At 60.5% G+C, this 16,657-nt stretch carries 15 protein-coding genes and 3 tRNA genes; 6 read left to right on the top strand and 12 right to left on the bottom strand.

Annotated elements, in window-relative coordinates; all coding sequences use genetic code 11:
• The first annotated feature begins 162 nt into the window (after positions 1 to 162).
• The gene (clpB, locus tag ACWKV7_RS20405; RefSeq protein ID WP_483859531.1) at positions 163 to 2,727 is read left to right on the top strand and encodes an ATP-dependent chaperone ClpB; all 2,565 of its coding nucleotides are present in this window, start codon (positions 163 to 165) and stop codon (positions 2,725 to 2,727) included.
• Between the two features lie 36 nt (positions 2,728 to 2,763).
• Here clpB and ACWKV7_RS20410 read toward each other — a convergent pair whose 3' ends face one another.
• Together ACWKV7_RS20410 and ACWKV7_RS20415 are read right to left on the bottom strand one after the other, a co-directional pair.
• The gene (locus ACWKV7_RS20410) at positions 2,764 to 3,093 is read right to left on the bottom strand and encodes a PilZ domain-containing protein (protein ID WP_483859532.1); all 330 of its coding nucleotides are present in this window, start codon (positions 3,091 to 3,093) and stop codon (positions 2,764 to 2,766) included.
• Positions 3,094 to 3,104: 11 nt separating this feature from the next.
• On the bottom strand, positions 3,105 to 5,408 hold the full coding sequence (locus ACWKV7_RS20415) for a DUF1631 domain-containing protein (RefSeq protein ID WP_483859533.1): 2,304 nt from the start codon (positions 5,406 to 5,408) through the stop codon (positions 3,105 to 3,107).
• Positions 5,409 to 5,618: 210 nt separating this feature from the next.
• Here ACWKV7_RS20415 and ACWKV7_RS20420 point away from each other — a divergent pair.
• The 3 genes from ACWKV7_RS20420 (at position 5,619) to ACWKV7_RS20430 (ending at position 5,862) form a co-directional block, all read left to right on the top strand.
• A tRNA-Asn gene (locus ACWKV7_RS20420) sits at positions 5,619 to 5,694 on the top strand.
• 9 nt (positions 5,695 to 5,703) lie between these two features.
• Positions 5,704 to 5,780 (top strand) — tRNA-Pro (locus tag ACWKV7_RS20425).
• A 6-nt stretch (positions 5,781 to 5,786) separates the two neighbouring features.
• Positions 5,787 to 5,862 (top strand) — tRNA-Lys (locus ACWKV7_RS20430).
• A gap of 157 nt (positions 5,863 to 6,019) precedes the next feature.
• Here the strand turns inward: ACWKV7_RS20430 and ACWKV7_RS20435 are convergent.
• From ACWKV7_RS20435 to ACWKV7_RS20450, 4 genes are all read right to left on the bottom strand, one after another.
• Positions 6,020 to 7,315, bottom strand: coding sequence for an NAD(P)/FAD-dependent oxidoreductase (locus ACWKV7_RS20435; protein WP_483859534.1), 1,296 nt, complete (start codon positions 7,313 to 7,315; stop codon positions 6,020 to 6,022).
• A gap of 63 nt (positions 7,316 to 7,378) precedes the next feature.
• The gene (locus ACWKV7_RS20440; RefSeq protein ID WP_483859535.1) at positions 7,379 to 7,552 is read right to left on the bottom strand and encodes a DUF3094 domain-containing protein; all 174 of its coding nucleotides are present in this window, start codon (positions 7,550 to 7,552) and stop codon (positions 7,379 to 7,381) included.
• 107 nt (positions 7,553 to 7,659) lie between these two features.
• Entirely contained in the window at positions 7,660 to 8,289 is a 630-nt protein-coding gene (locus tag ACWKV7_RS20445; protein WP_483859536.1) for a DUF1780 domain-containing protein, read from the bottom strand.
• A gap of 17 nt (positions 8,290 to 8,306) precedes the next feature.
• Complete coding sequence (locus ACWKV7_RS20450) at positions 8,307 to 8,735, bottom strand: thermonuclease family protein (RefSeq protein WP_483859537.1); 429 nt, start codon at positions 8,733 to 8,735, stop codon at positions 8,307 to 8,309.
• 169 nt (positions 8,736 to 8,904) lie between these two features.
• Here ACWKV7_RS20450 and ACWKV7_RS20455 point away from each other — a divergent pair, with 169 nt between their 5' ends.
• Positions 8,905 to 9,594 carry an energy-coupling factor ABC transporter permease gene (locus ACWKV7_RS20455; protein ID WP_483859548.1) on the top strand — a complete coding sequence of 230 codons (690 nt, stop codon included), beginning with the start codon at positions 8,905 to 8,907 and terminating at the stop codon, positions 9,592 to 9,594.
• 372 nt (positions 9,595 to 9,966) lie between these two features.
• On the opposite strand, the gene yacG is transcribed toward ACWKV7_RS20455, so the two are convergent.
• From yacG to ACWKV7_RS20485, 6 genes are all read right to left on the bottom strand, one after another.
• Positions 9,967 to 10,167 (bottom strand): DNA gyrase inhibitor YacG, encoded by a 201-nt coding sequence (gene yacG / locus ACWKV7_RS20460; RefSeq protein ID WP_483859538.1) that lies wholly within the window; start codon positions 10,165 to 10,167, stop codon positions 9,967 to 9,969.
• The gene (coaE, locus tag ACWKV7_RS20465) at positions 10,164 to 10,772 is read right to left on the bottom strand and encodes a dephospho-CoA kinase (RefSeq protein ID WP_483859539.1); all 609 of its coding nucleotides are present in this window, start codon (positions 10,770 to 10,772) and stop codon (positions 10,164 to 10,166) included. The genes yacG and coaE overlap by 4 nt, the downstream gene beginning before the upstream one ends.
• 88 nt (positions 10,773 to 10,860) lie before the next feature.
• Entirely contained in the window at positions 10,861 to 11,733 is an 873-nt protein-coding gene (locus ACWKV7_RS20470) for a prepilin peptidase (protein WP_483859540.1), read from the bottom strand.
• A gap of 2 nt (positions 11,734 to 11,735) precedes the next feature.
• Positions 11,736 to 12,953 (bottom strand): type II secretion system F family protein, encoded by a 1,218-nt coding sequence (locus ACWKV7_RS20475; protein WP_483859541.1) that lies wholly within the window; start codon positions 12,951 to 12,953, stop codon positions 11,736 to 11,738.
• Between the two features lie 3 nt (positions 12,954 to 12,956).
• On the bottom strand, positions 12,957 to 14,669 hold the full coding sequence (gene pilB / locus ACWKV7_RS20480; protein ID WP_483859542.1) for a type IV-A pilus assembly ATPase PilB: 1,713 nt from the start codon (positions 14,667 to 14,669) through the stop codon (positions 12,957 to 12,959).
• A gap of 287 nt (positions 14,670 to 14,956) precedes the next feature.
• Positions 14,957 to 15,454, bottom strand: a complete 498-nt coding sequence (locus ACWKV7_RS20485; protein WP_483859543.1) for a pilin — start codon at positions 15,452 to 15,454, stop codon at positions 14,957 to 14,959.
• A 305-nt stretch (positions 15,455 to 15,759) separates the two neighbouring features.
• On the opposite strand from ACWKV7_RS20485, the gene tfpZ reads away from it, so the two are divergent.
• Positions 15,760 to 16,512, top strand: a complete 753-nt coding sequence (gene tfpZ / locus ACWKV7_RS20490) for a TfpX/TfpZ family type IV pilin accessory protein (RefSeq protein ID WP_483859544.1) — start codon at positions 15,760 to 15,762, stop codon at positions 16,510 to 16,512.
• Positions 16,513 to 16,657: the final 145 nt, after the last annotated feature.

Consider the following 16,657-nt stretch of genomic DNA (forward strand, 5'->3'; position numbering starts at 1 on the left):
GGTGCCGGCGTCCAGCCTGCATACGTCGACGGTAACTGACCTGCATCAAAGACGGTCGCCTTGAATCGGCCACAATCGTCCTCATCTAACCTGCATCTAGGCAGGTTTTCGTCAGGGTGCGTGTAGTGGCACCGGCCTGCGTTCAACAGGAAGGATGAGTTCATGCGTATCGACCGTTTAACCAGCAAGCTGCAATTGGCATTGTCCGACGCCCAATCCGTCGCCGTCGGCCTTGATCACCCGGCCATCGAGCCGCTGCATCTGATGCAGGCGTTGCTCGAGCAGCAGGGCGGCTCGATCAAGCCCCTGCTCCGGCAGGTGGGCTTCGACACCAACGGTCTGCGCGAGGCGTTGACCAAGGAGCTGGACCGTCTACCGAAAATCCAGAATCCCACCGGCGATGTAAATCTGTCCCAGGACCTGGCGCGCTTGCTCAACCAGGCTGACCGTCTGGCGCAGCAGAAGGGTGATCAGTTCATCTCCAGCGAGCTGGTGCTGCTGGCGGCGATGGACGAAAACACCAAGCTGGGCAAGTTGCTGCTGAGCCAGGGCGTATCGAAGAAGGCGCTGGAAAACGCCATCAACAACCTGCGCGGTGGCGAGGCTGTTAACGACCCCAATGCCGAAGAAGCGCGCCAGGCGCTGGATAAATACACCGTCGATCTGACCAAGCGGGCCGAGGACGGCAAGCTTGACCCGGTGATCGGGCGCGACGATGAGATCCGTCGCACCATCCAGGTCCTGCAGCGGCGCACCAAGAACAACCCGGTGCTGATCGGCGAGCCTGGCGTCGGCAAGACCGCCATCGTCGAAGGGCTGGCCCAGCGCATCGTCAACGGCGAGGTGCCAGACGGCCTGAAGGACAAGCGCCTGCTGGCCCTGGACATGGGCGCGCTGATCGCCGGCGCCAAGTTCCGTGGCGAGTTCGAGGAGCGTTTGAAGGCCGTGCTCAATGAGCTGTCCAAGCAGGAAGGTCGGGTCATCCTGTTCATCGACGAGCTGCACACCATGGTGGGCGCTGGCAAGGCCGAGGGCGCGATGGACGCCGGCAACATGCTCAAGCCGGCCCTGGCCCGTGGCGAACTGCATTGCGTCGGTGCCACCACGCTCGACGAATATCGGCAATACATCGAGAAGGACGCCGCGCTGGAGCGGCGTTTCCAGAAGGTGCTGGTGGACGAGCCGTCCGAAGAGGACACCATTGCCATTCTGCGGGGCCTCAAGGAGCGCTATGAGGTGCACCATGGGGTCAGCATTACCGACGGGGCGATCATCGCCGCGGCCAAGCTGTCCCATCGATACATCACCGATCGCCAGTTGCCGGACAAGGCCATCGACCTGGTCGACGAGGCCGCCAGCCGCATCCGCATGGAAATCGACTCCAAGCCGGAAGCCCTGGATCGCCTGGATCGCCGGCTGATCCAGCTGAAGATCGAACGCGAGGCGCTGAAGAAGGAAGAGGATGAAGCCACCCGCAAGCGCCTGGCCAAGTTGGAGGAGGACATCACCAGGCTGGAGCGGGAATACGCCGACCTGGAGGAAATCTGGAAGTCCGAGAAGGCCGAGGTGCAGGGCTCGGCGCAGATCCAGCAGAAGATCGAGCAGGCCAAGGCCGACCTCGAGGCTGCGCGGCGCAAGTCCGACTTGCAGCGCATGGCCGAGCTGCAATACGGCATCATCCCCGACCTGGAGCGCAGCCTGCAGATGGTCGACCAGCACGGCAAGAAGGAGAACCAGCTGCTGCGCAGCAAGGTGACCGACGAAGAGATTGCCGAGGTGGTATCCAAGTGGACCGGCATTCCGGTTTCCAAGATGCTCGAAGGGGAGCGCGAGAAGCTGCTGCGCATGGAAGATGAGCTGCACAAGCGCGTGATCGGCCAGCACGAGGCGGTCACCGCGGTGGCCAATGCCGTGCGTCGCTCCCGCGCCGGGCTGGCAGATCCGAACCGGCCGAGCGGCTCGTTCCTGTTCCTCGGCCCGACCGGGGTCGGCAAGACCGAGCTGTGCAAGTCGCTGGCCGAATTCCTCTTCGATACCGAGGAGGCGCTGGTGCGCATCGACATGTCCGAGTTCATGGAAAAGCATTCGGTCGCCCGCCTGATTGGAGCGCCTCCGGGCTACGTCGGCTACGAAGAGGGCGGGTACCTGACCGAGGCGGTGCGGCGCAAACCCTATTCGGTGGTGTTGATGGACGAGGTGGAAAAGGCTCATCCGGACGTGTTCAACGTGCTGCTGCAGGTGCTGGAAGACGGTCGCCTGACTGACAGCCACGGGCGTACCGTGGACTTCAAGAACACCGTGATCGTGATGACCTCCAACCTCGGTTCGGCACAGATCCAGGAGCTGGTCGGCGATCACGAGGCCCAGCGCGCGGCGGTGATGGACGCGGTGAGCAGCCACTTCCGCCCGGAGTTCATCAACCGTATCGACGAGGTGGTGGTCTTCGAGCCGCTGGCCAAGGAACAGATCGTCGGCATCGCCGAAATCCAGTTGCAACGCCTGCGCCAGCGCCTGGCCGAGCGCGAGCTGTCCCTGGACCTGTCGCAGGACGCCTTGGACAAGCTGGTGGCCGTCGGTTACGACCCGGTCTACGGCGCCAGGCCGCTCAAGCGGGCTATCCAGCGCTGGATCGAGAACCCGCTGGCGCAGCAGATCCTCGCCGGCAAATTCGAGCCGGGCGCGCGCGTGGAAGCCAAGGTGGAGGACGGCGAGATCGTCTTTGCGTGATCGCTCCGTTCAGGCGGCCTGCTCGCGAGCGGCCGCCTACAGTTTTGCCAACAGGCGTGCCAGGGCTTCGGCCTGGTCGTCGGCAATATCGATGATGTGAAAGCCGGCCCAGCAACGCTGTTCGTCGGCGCCGGCCCTGCTCCACAGGCAGTCCGCCGTGAGCTGGATATCGACCATATCGGTTGTCTTTTCGCACACCAGGCGACATTCATAGAGCATGTCGGTGCGAAGCGGTTCTTCGCTGAGCAGCATGAAGCCATCGGCGGACAGGTCGACCACTCGCCCGAAGCGCCTTGGACTGTGCAGATCGAAGACTTCCAGCTGCAGCTCGGCGTGATGGCGGCTGTGCTGACGGCGATCTTCCATGGAGAACTCCTTCAGTGGGCGGCGGGCGCATGCCCGCTGAGGCGTTGCAATACCCGATAGATCGCATGCAGCGCGCGATCCATCAGGGGCTCGTTGCGCTCGGGCGGTACCAGGCGGGCCAGTCCCTGCTCCATCTCGCAGGCCAGCAGGCTGAGAGGTTTGATGGCCACGCGCTGGCCGCTGTGGTCGACGAACATGTAATTGTGCGTCGTGGGGCTGAACCAGGAGAGCTTGAGGGTCTGGCGTTCCGCACCCGTGGCGAACTCGAACCAGGTGCCGAACTCAAGATTCTCCAGTTCCTGCGCCAGGGCTTGGGCTTTGGGCGACAGGCCGGAGGCATTCATCGCTTCGGCGGGGAGGGCCGCTTCTTCGCCCAGCATGGCGCCCAGTGGGCTTTCCGGCAGCGGGGAGTGCAGGCGGGCGGCGAGTTGGGGTTGGTGCCCCTGTACGGCGTGCTGGCAGGCCACCAGCTCGCGCAGCAGGCGACGCATGGCTTCCTCGGGATAGCCGCCGAGCAGCTCCAGGCCGGCGCGCAGTTCGTTCAGCATTCCTACCCGCAAGCCCTGCAGGCGTTCGCGCCCGGCAGTGTCCAGGGGCGTGCCGCTCCAGGCCAGTTGTTCGGCAACATCGCAGGCGCGTTGCCACTCGGCGCTGCGTTGGCTGTGGCGCAGCAGCACGAAAACCAGCACATCGCTCCAGGTCTGTTCGAGGAAGTTGCGTATCAATGTCGGCGGTGTGCGTTCGGCCAGGGCCCGGCCGATTACCGCCTGGGCCTCCTGGCGGGCGGCGAACAGCTTGTCGCGGCCCTTGACGGCCTCTACGGCGCGCCGTTCGCGCAGCTCCACCTTGTGCCGCAAGGTCGCGACGTAGTCATTGAAATCCTCCAGCAGCTCATCGAAGAGCTGTATGTCGCCGCTGAAGTCGTGGATCACCCGCTCGATCACCCAATGGATCTTCGCCAGCAGGCTCTGTTCGTCTTCTCCACCGGCGTGCAGATTGCCGGCTTGTGCCATCGCATTGAGCAGGCGGCGTGCCGGATGCTGGTGATGGGTAAACAGCGCCTGGTCGTGCAGGGCAACCTTCAGATACGGCGTATGCAGGTGCGAGATCGCGGTCTTGCAGCTGTCCGGCAGGTTCTCGTCGTCGAGTATGAAGTCGAAGAGCATGCCCACCAGGTCGATCACATCGGCTTCCTGCTCGGAAAGCTTCTGCTGGCCGGGCAGTGCGCTGCCGGCTTCGAGTTGGTGGTAAAGGTCCTCCTTGAGATTGATCACCTGCTGCGGCCGATGCAGGCGCTGGGCCAGGTCGTGGGCCGATTGCCGCTGCAGGCGGTTCAGGGCATCCAGGAGTTCGTTGACGCTGTAGGTGTGCCGCGCATCGGGTGGCGTGAAGCTGGAGATGCTGCGGGTCTCGCCGAACAAGGGCGTATCGGGTGCGTGCTGTCGCCGCTCACTGAGCAGGGCGGCCAAACCGGAGAGCAGTGCGGCAGGTTCAATGGGGGGTGGCCCGTTCAGGTTCGGCGGCGAGTGGGCACCGTGCGTCGCGCCGCTCGCCGGGTGGCTGGCCGCCTGGGCGGAGGACGGCTGGGGGCCGGGCGGCGGCTCACTGGATCGCTTGGCGGCGTACTTCAGGTTCGGCAGTACCCCGCCTTCGATCAGGCGCTCGTTCAGTGCGTCATACAGAACGCCCAGGCTCTGCATCACGTGGCGCTCGAACAGCGCGTAGAGGACCGCCTTGATGCGAGGCGGCAGTGCGCCGACGAGCAAGGCCTCGCGAAATCCCTGCGCCACCACCTGTGGCCCGAACGGATTGGCGTCCTCGTCAAGCTTGTGTCCTCGGTTGAGCAGCGCGATGCGCTGGTCGAGGGCAAAGAGTTGCTGCACGCAGCGCCCCTTGACCCGGCTGACCATGTTAGTGATCAGCAGGCTCTCTTCGTAGTCTTCGTCCTTTACCAGGGCGAGCTGATCGATATCCGGCTCCGCTGGTTGCTCCGGTGAGCTGAGTCGGCCTTCGAGAAAGTCGGCGAGGCTCTGGGCGATCCGCTGGTGGTAGAGGCGTTCCATCTGCGGCCGCTGCTTGCGGATATCGCGCATGCTGTCGAAGAACAGGGTTTGCAACTGGTTGCTGTCGGCCTGCTCGGCGCATTCGAAGAGGGCATCGTCGACCTGCGCGAATACATTGCCCAGATGCTCGGCCAGATGATTCATCGCCAGCTTGCGGCATTCCTGCACCAACTGGCCGTGGCGTGGCTGGATGCCGCGGCTGGCCAGGGGGGCAAGGGGCTTGGGCGGGGGCGGGGTGTCCTGGGGACTCATGGCCTTCCTGCTTGCGGCGCTGCAGGCCGGGATCGCCTGCAGGGGTTACTGCGTTTGAATCAGATATAGCAGTCACACGGCCGTTCGCAAGGCATTGTCCGAAAAGGTCTTTCCAAGGGTTGACAGGGGCGCCGGGAAACGTAAAATGGCGCGCCTCTGATACGGGAATCCGGCGATGCCGGGCCAGTAAAGAGATTGGAAGCTCGTCGTTCCGCGATAGCTCAGTCGGTAGAGCAAATGACTGTTAATCATTGGGTCCCTGGTTCGAGTCCAGGTCGCGGAGCCAACTTCCAAGCGGGGTATAGCGCAGTCCGGTAGCGCGCCTGCTTTGGGAGCAGGATGTCGGGAGTTCGAATCTCTCTACCCCGACCATTTTCAGGGTCGTTAGCTCAGTCGGTAGAGCAGTTGGCTTTTAACCAATTGGTCGTAGGTTCGAATCCTACACGACCCACCATTTTCCCACTCTGTTTTGAATGCCCAGGGCCGCAACGGTCCTAGACGTGGCAACTGATCCCACTCCTGATTTCTTGCGACCGCGCTGGCTCTTGCTCTGTGCGCCGTGTCGACTGGGCCGGGCGGCGCAGGGCTGTGCCCGTGCGCCGCCCTGTGGTTCAGTGCAGCTTCAAGCGCGGTTCGGTGCTGCGGCGAATGCGGTCGGTCAACATCAGCAGCAGGGTGCGGAAGGGGCCATAGAGGGCGACCTGGTGCAGGCGGTAGAGCGAGATGTAGAACATTCTCGCCAGCCAGCCCTCGAGCATGACACTGCCGGTCAGATTGCCCATCAGGTTGCCGACGGCGGAAAAACTCGCCAGGGAAATCAGCGAACCGTAGTCGCGATAGCGGTATTCCGGTAGTTCCTTGCCTTGCAGGCGCAGCTTCAGGGCCTTGGCCAACAGCGTTGCCTGTTGATGGGCGGCCTGGGCCCGCGGCGGCACATTGCGTCCCTCGCTGTCGCCCTGCGGGCAGGCTGCGCAGTCGCCGAAGGCGAAGATGTTTTCGTCCCGAGTGGTCTGCAGGGTCGGACGGACTACCAACTGATTGATGCGATTGCTCTCCAGGCCATCCAGCTCCTTGAGGAAGGCCGGAGCGCGAATGCCGGCGGCCCACACCTTGAGGCTGGCGGGGATTATCGTCTCGCCGGCTTTCAGACCCTGCTCGGAGATTTCGCTGACCGCGGTGCCGGTGAGCACGCGCACGCCAAGCTTTTCCAGGGTCTTGTGCACGGGCTGGCTGATGCGCTCCGGCAGCGCCGGTAATACGCGCGGGCCTGCTTCGATCAGCGTGATGCGCATGTTTTCCGGGCGAATGCCCTTGAGTCCATAGGCAGCAAGCTCATGGGCTGCATGGTGCAGCTCGGCGGCCAGCTCCACGCCCGTGGCACCTGCGCCGACGATGGCCACGCTGACCTGGCTGTCGTCGAGCCCGCTGGCATGGGCGCGCAAATAGTGGCTGAGTAGCTGACGATGGAAACGCTCCGCTTGGGCGCGGGTATCGAGGAAGATGCAGTGCTCCGCGGCTCCTGGGGTGCCGAAGTCGTTGGTGGTGCTGCCGACAGCTATTACCAGCGTGTCATAGCTCAGCTCGCGTTCGGTCCTCAACTCGGGGCCGTTCTCGCCCAGGGTCACCGATAGCGTGATGCAGCGGCGCGCGCGGTCGAGCCCCAGCATGCGGCCGAACTGGAATTCGAAATGATTCCACTTGGCCTGGGCCACGTAGTTCAGTTCGTCCTCGGTGGAGTTCAGCGAGCCAGCGGCTACTTCGTGCAGCAGCGGTTTCCAGATGTGGGTAAGGTTGGCATCGACCAATACGATCTCGGCCAGGCCGCGTTTGCCCAGGGTTCTACCCAGGCGGGTGGCAAGCTCCAGGCCGCCGGCGCCGCCGCCGACGATGACTATGCGATGGGACATGAAAACATCTCATAAGGCTTTGGGGAATCCTGGAGGTGGGCGGCTGGGCGAGCGCTAAGCGGCTCATAGCACCAGGCTGCTCAGGGCGCGGCTGATCAAGCCGAGGCCGATGACGGAGGCGAGGGTGATCAGCAGCAGCAGTCCGGGACGAAACGGTTTGCGCTCGATCTGGTGCTGCGGTGCACTCAGGTACTGGTCGACGCGCTGTTGGTCTTCTGGAGTCAAACGGCTGGTCATGGCAGGGCCTCGCTCAAGTGGTGGCATTCTAGCGGTGCGCTTTGCACGGGCTCAATGCGCAGGTCGACATTCGAACCAAGTTTGGCGCTTTACCGCAGCAAAGGTTCTCAAAGGCTGATGCCGACATCGAACAGTACGCTGCGACCGAGGTTGGCGCGCAGGAAGTCCGGTGCGTCGGGGTGGGCGAACAGCACACGGGCGAAGGTCGGCCCTACCAGCGACAGCGAACGCCAGCCCTGACGCAGGTATTCGGTGGGGGGCGGAAAATGGCTGTTGAAATCCGGCACGGCGCGCTTGAGATTGACGAAAGCAACCAGATCCAGCTCGCCGAGATCGAGGCCCCGTTCGCGATAGTTGTGCGCCTTCTTGCGCAGCGTGGGGGCCAGGCGGGCGATCAGCTCGGTTGCGCCGATGCGGCGAGGGCGGGCTTCGCGTCGTACCAACTGGCGCAGGGAGAAGGCGCTGCGACGTCGCTCCAGTTCGACCCGCCATTCCTCGTTCAGGCGCCGGCCTTCGTCGAGTACGAAGAACACCTCGAAGCTGGCTTCGCGGAACAATACGTCCGGCGGCTCCTGGGCGGCGGGGCTGAACTCCTCGACCCGGTGGCTGACATTCAGCGCTTGCAGCAGGCGCTGGCAGACCCAGCGCTCGCGCTCCCACTTGCGCGCGTTGGAAAGGAAGGCATTGGCTTGTTCGGCCTGGTGAGTGAGCAGGCGCAGATAGTCCGAGTCATCCATGCCCTCAGCTTAGCGCGCTACCATGCGCTCTTGGTACCGCCATCGTAAGGTTTGGCCAGCCCGGCCTTGAGCAACAGGTCGCCCAGGCTGCGTCCGTCGACCCAGACTTCGGCCAGGAGGCGGAAGTATTTGTCGCGGCGAATCTCCCGCAGCTCGATATGCTTGGCGCGGCGCAGATGCTCGACGCTGAACTGCTTGGCCCGGCGCGCCTGCTCGCGAACCCAGGGACGCTTGTCGCGCAACTCCGGTGTGTCGATCCCGAAGATGCGCACTGGCACTCGCTGGCCGATTACCGATGGCCAGGAGGGAATGGTCACGCGGAAGGTATCGCCGTCGTAGATGCTGACGATCTGATCGACACGCACACGGCCGTAGGTCTTTTCCGCGGCCTGCACTGGCAGGGCAAGCAGCAGGCAGAGCGAAAGGAGAAGGGTGAACGAACGCATGGCGAATACTCGGCTGCCGGAGAAGGGTGGCGACTTTAGCCGAAGCGCCGGTCATAAGCTGTGTCTTGGCCCGGGAATCGCGCCGGTTGCAGGGGCATGAGATCGGGCGATGGATCGAGCGGGTTCTGCCCCTCGCGCGACGACTTTGCCGTTGATTGAAGAGGAATACATGATCTCTGCCGAGTTGCTTTCGTCTGTAAGCCTGCTCTTGGGCTGGGTGCTGTACCTGGCGGCGCTGGGCTGGGCCCTCTGGCGCGTGCCCTGGCTCGAGCTGTTCAGCGACAGTCGGCGCCAGCACCTGCTGTTTGGCACGGTGGTGGCGCTGTTCCTGCTATGGTTGGTCAGACGTGACTTCGAGTCGGGTCTTTCCTTGCATTTTCTTGGCATGACCGCCGTGACCTTGTTGCTTGATTGGCCGCTGGCGCTGCTTTGCGCGCTGCTTGCGCAGCTCGGCCTGTGCACCCTGGGCTATCAGGATTTCCTGGCGTTGGGGCTGAACGGGGTCTTGATCGTGCTACTGCCGGTGCTGGTCACAGAGGTTTGTGCTCAGTTGGTGGAGCGGGCGCAGCCCCGCAATCTGTTTGTCTATATCTTCTGCGCCGGCTTCTTTCCTGCGGCCTTGGCGGCGCTGACCTGTGTGCTGGCCGGGCTGGCGGTACTATGGCTTGATGGGCGCTTCCCCATGCCGCCCTGGCTGGCAGACTTCGCCGGCTATCTCTGGCTGGTGATGTTTCCCGAGGCGTTCATCAACGGCACGGTAGTCACGGCCCTGGTGGTGTTTTGCCCCGACTGGCTGGAAACGTTCAACCGTACCCGCTACCTACAGGCCCCCTGGAGGGATGACGAGCCGGGTAATTAATCGCGGCCATTTGCTGAATGCATGGCGCAGGGCATTTGATCTGGCTCAGGCATGTGTCCGCAGTGTCCACCATGCTGATGAGTCTGTTAAATGAGCGAAAGGGTGGGTGTTCGTGACTAGGTGCCAGATGCGCTAGAGGTGCAGCGAACAAGCTGGACCGCTCTGGGTGCGCTACTGAGCGCATTTGTGCGGGAGCGCGCAGCGTGCGCATCCGCGCTTCTGCCTACCTGGCTCGCGAGCGGAGGTTTCTCGCTGCCCAACCTGGAGGGGAGGGATTGCGCTTGGGCGTACTGCATGCTGGCCGCGTGACGCCTCCGGGAGCGGCCATACATCTGCCCATTGCCTTCGTCGATCTTGGTGAGCGCGTCCGGCTCAATGTTCCTGTGGCGGGAAGTCCCCTGAAAACAGCTCGTCTTCCAGGTGATCGCCGGGAATCGCGTGCTCCTCGGCAGCCCAGGCGCCCAAGTCGATCAGCTTGCAGCGCTCGCAGCAGAACGGTCTGTGCGGGCTCTGCGGGCCCCATTCGACGGGGGCGCCGCAGGTCGGGCAGTCGATGGTGGTGATCTTGCTCATGGCTGGTCTCCGCGTAGCGTCAAATAGAAGCGATGCAGTCGCTCGACCTCATTCTGCAGCCATCCCAGGTCTCGGTCATTGACCAAGACATCATGCGCGTGCCGCAGCCGCTCTTCGCGGGTGGCCTGGACCTTGAGAATGGCTTGCACCTGTTCTGCGGTGGTCTGGTCGCGCAGCATGGTGCGCTCCACCTGCACGTGCTCTGGTGCGTCCACGACCAGAACGCGTTGAGTCAAAGGGATCTGGCCCGACTCCACCAGCAACGGCGAAACAAGAATGGCGTAGGGCGAGGAGGCTCGCTCCAGATGGGTGGTGATCTCTTTGCCAATCAGCGGGTGAAGCAGGGCTTCCAGCCAGCGACGTTCTTCTGGGTTCTGAAAGATGCGTTGGCGCAATGCCGTGCGGTCCAACTGGCCATCGGCGGTCAGTACCTGTTCGCCAAAATGTGCAGCGATCTGCGCCAGTGCCGGTCTGCCGGGTTCCACTACCCAGCGCGCGGCATGATCGGCATCGACCACATGCACCCCGAGTTCGCTGAAGTGCTGGGCGACAGCACTCTTGCCGCTGCCGATGCCGCCGGTAAGGCCTAGAATCCAGGGTTTCATAAAGGCTCCTAGGCTGCTGGCGGAACGGTGTGCAAAACCAAAGGGCTGCCGATGGGCGGCAACGGCTCGGATAGGGAAAAAGCGAAGGTCATTGGAAACGGGCGAACTGCAAATACATCCCGGTTATTTGATCACCCCAGAGCAGAGCGATCCAGCCCGCAATGGCCAAATAGGGGCCGAACGGTATGGGCGTGCTGGAATCGGCATTGCGCAGGCGCAGCATGATAATGCCCAGCACGGCGCCCACCAGAGAAGACAGCAGAATGGTCAGCGGCAGAATCTGCCAGCCACCCCAGGCGCCCAGCATCGCCAGCAGCTTGAAGTCGCCATAGCCCATGCCCTCCTTGCCGGTGATCAACTTGAACACCCAATACACCGACCACAGGCTCAAGTAACCTGCCACCGCCCCCCAAAGCGCATCCCCCAGGCTGGTAAACAGCCCGAAACTATTGGCGATCAACCCGAGCCATAGCAGCGGCAATACCAGATCGTCCGGCAGCAGTTGATGATCGACATCGATCAGACTCATCGCCAGCAAGCCCCAGGTAACCAACAACATTGCCCCCGCCTGCCAGCCAAAGCCGAAATGCCAGGCGACATAAGCCGACAACAATCCACAGCTCAGCTCAACCAAGGGATAACGCTTGCTGATCGGCGCCTTGCAGGCGGAACACCTACCGCCGAGGGACAGATAGCTGACTACGGGGATATTCTCCCAAGGCTTGATCTCATGGCTGCAATGAGGGCAGCGGGAGTTCGGTAGTATCAGGTTGAATGTCTCGCCCTTTGCTTCTTCTGGAAGCTCCAAAGCCTCACGGGCCTGCGCCCGCCAGTCGCGTTGCATGATGACCGGCAAGCGGTAGATCACTACGTTCAGAAAGCTGCCAATGAGCAGGCCGATGAGAAGAGCGCATAAAACAAAGGCCAGCACATGGCTGGCCAGGAAGTCTATTACCGACATGGTTAAACCACGGCACCCAGTTGGAAGATCGGTAGGTACATCGCGATAATCAAACCGCCGACTAGTACACCCAGCACGGCCATGATCAAGGGTTCCATAAGGCTGGTCAAACCATCCACGGCATTATCAACTTCCGCTTCGTAGTAGCTGGCTACCTTGTCCAGCATTTCATCCAGTGCGCCTGACTCTTCGCCGATGGCCGTCATCTGGATGGCCATGCTGGGAAAGGTTCCGGTAGTTCGCATGGAGAAATTGAGCTGCATGCCTGTAGTAACGTCCTGCTTCACTTTATTAACGGCATTGACGAAGACGACGTTGCCCGTTGCTCCGGCAACTGAATCCAGGGCCTCGACAAGTGGAACGCCGGCCGCAAAAGTGGTTGAGAGGGTACGGGCAAATCGAGCTACAGCTGACTTATAAAGGATATCGCCAACTATAGGGGCCTTGAGTACCGTGCGATCTACCCAGTCCCGATAGCCTTTAGAGCGCTTGTGCGCTTCTTTCAGAATAAAACCTAACGCAAAGAAGGCCAGTAGAATAATGAACCACCACTGCTGGAGAGCCTTGGAAAGGGCAATCACCATTTGAGTGAAAGCCGGAAGCTCTGCGCCAAAGTTCGAAAAAACAGATTCGAATTGGGGGACTACTTTAATGAGTAGAATTGCGGAGACAATCACGGCTACTACAATTACCGCAATTGGATAGTTCATTGCTTTTTTTATCTTGGCTTTTAGTGCCTCGGTTTTTTCCTTGTAGGTTGCAATTCGGTCCAGAAGGTTCTCCAGTGCGCCAGCCTGCTCGCCAGCATCCACCAAGTTGCAGAAGAGGTCATCGAAGTATTCTGGTTTGGTACGTAGTGCAGTGGAGAAACTGTTACCGGCGGCTACCTGTTGTTTCAGATCATCAACGAGCTTACGCATATTGGGGTTGTCGAAACCCTCGCTGATAATGTCGAACGATTGCAGCAGGGGCACGCCGGCCTTCATCATGGTCGCCATCTGCCGTGCAAACAGTGCGATGTCCATGGGTTTGATTTTCTTGCCAGCACTAAATAAGGCGGCTGACTTTTTTCGGACCTTGAGGGGGTTTATTCCCTGCTTGCGCAACTGAGCCTTGACCAAGGCAGGGTTAACCCCACTGAGTTCGCCCTTGACCTTAGAGCCCTTCCTGTCGGTGCCTTCCCAGGCGAAAGTACTGGTTTTTAACGCTTTTTCCGCCATGGGTTAGTCCTTGGTCACGCGGTTGACTTCTTCGAGGCTAGTAACGCCTTGCATGGCCTTCAGCAGCGCCGAGGTCCGCAGGTCATTAAAGCCGTCCTTACGCATTTGTGTGGCAATGTCAATGGAATTGCCTTCCTCCATGATAATACGTTGTAGGGCTGGGGTGTTTTTAACTACTTCATAAATCCCGACACGGCCCTTGTAGCCCCCATTGCAGCTTTCGCAGCCGACCGGGCCATAAATCTTGAAGGTGCCGATCTTGTCCTCCGGGAATCCTTCCTCGATAAGCGTCTCGCGTGGAATCTGAACTTCCTTCTTGCAATTGCTGCAGAGCTTGCGCGCCAGTCGCTGGGCAATGATCAGGTTTACAGAGGTGGCAATGTTGAAGGAAGGTACGCCCATGTTGCGCAGGCGAGTCAAGGTTTCTGCTGCGCTGTTGGTGTGCAGGGTCGACATTACCATGTGTCCGGTCTGGGCTGCTTTGATGGCGATGGAGGCTGTATCCAGGTCACGTATTTCGCCGACCATGATGATGTCTGGATCCTGGCGCAGAAACGACTTGAGCGCGGCGGTAAAGTCCATGCCCTGCTTGGGGTTGACGTTGACCTGATTGATGCCTTCCAGGTTGATTTCCACCGGGTCTTCGGCTGTGGAAATATTGACGCTCACAGTATTTAGAATATTTAGCCCGGTATATAGCGAAACGGTCTTGCCGGAGCCTGTGGGGCCGGTTACCAGAATCATGCCCTGGGGTTGCTTGAGCGCGGACATGTAGAGCTCTTTCTGCGATTCTTCATAGCCTAGGGCGTCGATACCCATCTGTGCGCTGGAAGAGTCAAGTATCCGCATCACGATCTTCTCGCCCCAGAGGGTTGGGCAGGTGCTGACGCGAAAGTCGATGGATTTGGTTTTTGAGATGCGCATCTTGATGCGCCCATCCTGAGGTTTGCGTCGCTCGGAGATATCCAGTCCAGCCATAACCTTCAGGCGGGCGGAGATACGAGGTGACAGCTGGATGGGCGGGCGGGCGATTTCATGCAGGATGCCATCGGTGCGGAAACGCACTCGATAGGCTTTTTCGTAGGGCTCAAAGTGAAGGTCGGAGGAGCCACCCTTGATGGCGTCGAGCAGCATCTTATTGACGAAGCGCACCACGGGAGCATCGTCTGCGGCGTTGGCTTCGCCTTGCGCCTCGGAATCATCATTGACCGATTCGACATCCAGTCCGTCCAAACCGTCCAGGTCGACATCGGCAAGATCCCCCATGCCGCTCGTGGCGCTATCAAAGAACTTATCGATGGCGTCACCGAGCTTGTCGTCCTCAACCAGAATTGCCTCGGTGTTCAGGCCTGTGCTGAACTGAACGTCCGTAATGGCTTGGTGGTTGGTGGGGTCGGATATGCCGACAAAGAGTTTATTGCCTCGCTTATAGAGCGGCAGTAAGCGGTGTTGGCGCACCAACTTTTCGCTCACTAAATCTTTAGGCTGGCCTTCTTTGTCAATGGCGGTCAGGTCAACGAAGGAGACGCCGAACTGCTCGGACGCTAGCTCGGCGAGGGCGCGACTCTTCACCAGCTTGTTCTGCACGAGGTAGGTAACCAGCGACAGCTTGTTGCGCTGGGCCTGGTTTTGCGCTTGCTGAGCGGTTTTTTCATCCAGCAATTCGGCCAGAACCATCTGGCGGGCAAGCCCGGTGAGGGACACGCTATCGTTCATTGTAGGCTCCATAACTATTGTTGCCTTATAGCCTAGTTACATGAGGTGTGCCAAACGTAAGAGGGGCGGAGGAGTGGCTGGCAGCCAGCTGAGCAGCGGTTTCGGATCCAAATGCTCATCTGCGATGAAGCTGCATTTTATGGGGTGCTTTGATTTTATTTCGGCTGCTTGTCCGCATTTTCAGCAGGCGGCGGGACAAAGGCCGAAGTGAAAAACATGTTTTGCGGAAAAAAAAAGACCACGTTCGAAGAACGTGGTCTCGCTTGCCATGGAGCTTGCCGACTAGATTAGTTGCGGCATTCGCCTGGCAGATATTTCGGGAGAATGGTTGTTGCGGCAACCACGGCTGGATTGCAGCGCCAAGTAATGCTGCCGGTGGCGTTTTGGTCAGAAATGGCCTGTTCTTGAATGAACGGGGAGTAGGCCAGTACGTTGTTGGCGGCGAGTTGCGGGACGCCCTCTCTTTCGCCAGCAGCGGCAGTCAGGAAGGTGATCGAGATAGTGCCGTCGGCGCCAACCGCGATGGCGTTAATTTTATCGGTTTGCAAGTTCGCCTGATCAGCCGCAATTTCCGCCGCATAAGCGGCAACGCCAGCCATGCCTCTGTTGGCGAACATTTCGGCAACGCCAATTTTGATGGAGCTTGCTGCGATAGCGGCTTCCGACACTTTGGCGCGGACAGTGTAGTCCTGGTAGGCCGGCAGCGCGACCGCCGCCAGAATGCCGATGATCGCGACGACGATCATCAGTTCGATCAATGTGAAGCCTTTTTGCAGTGCTTTCATGAGTCTCTCCGAGTTTGTGTGTGGCAACGTGGCGTTGCGCTGTCGGTGGACTTGCAGAGCCCGTGCCAATTTCTCCAATCCCTTGCCCTTCGGCCATCTGGCGTAGCTTTCGGAGAGTGATTCGGCTTAATGGCAGGTAGGGGAGGGGCGATAACTGACGAAAAGTGTCATGTCGGTGGTGACTCGTCCGAGCGCTGTTTGAAGTGCTCCACGTTTTCGCTAGTGTATTGCCAGTTTAGCATCCCTGGTTTCTAGTCGGCGGCGTTGCAATAGTAAGATGACGCGTCTCTTGTTCTGGTGCAGTCATGATGCTCGGATCCTTTCTCCGCTCTCCTCGCTTCAAGGCGTTCGCTATTCACCTCGGTGGTTCGGCTGTGGTCGCGTTGGCCATGTTGTTGCTGGTCTTTGCAGTCTGGTATCCCGCTCCTTTACATGAGGCGGTCGGTGTTACCGATGTTTTTGTGATGCTGCTAGCGGTCGATGTGACCATTGGGCCGCTGTTGACGCTGCTGGTCTTCAAAGTGGGCAAGAAGGCTCTGGTGTTCGATCTGGCGGTGATTCTCCTATTGCAGCTTTCAGCGCTTGCCTATGGTGTTTGGACGGTTGCGGAGGGGCGTCCGGCTTGGCTGGTATACAACGTTGATCGATTCGATGTGGTGCGCGCGCTGGATATCGATGCTCGCAGGCTTGATGATGCCCTGCCCGAGTATCGTGACGCTCCATGGTTGGGGCCGCGCTGGGTGGGAGCTGAAAGCCCGAAGGATCCCGAGCAGCGTCAGGAGCTGATGTTTGAGTCTGCCCTGGGAGGAAGTGATATTCCCCAGCGCCCCGAACTGTACCGCCCTCTTTCTGCGCTTGTGTCATCGATCAAGACGAGAGCCGCTCCGCTGGAAAGGCTGTCCTTATTCAATGAGGCTGGTCTTGTCGATGCCGAGCTTGAGCGCTGGCCTGAGGCTGATGCCTGGCTGCCTCTGATGGCCGGAGCACGTCCTATGGTCGTCTTAATTCACAAGGAGACCGCTGAAGTCGTTTCGATTGTGGATCTAACTCCTTGGTGAGCTGCTGGCTTCGGTTCGCGCCGAGCCTGAACTCTTTTTAGTCTGTGCATGCCGAGGTGAAGGAGGTCTGTCCTGGTCTAATTCTCGTGGACACCTCGTTAGGGGATGATTAGCCCCCCATGAGGACGAGAGAAGCATGACCTCC

The sequence above is a fragment of the Zestomonas ipomoeae genome, assembly GCF_057128665.1.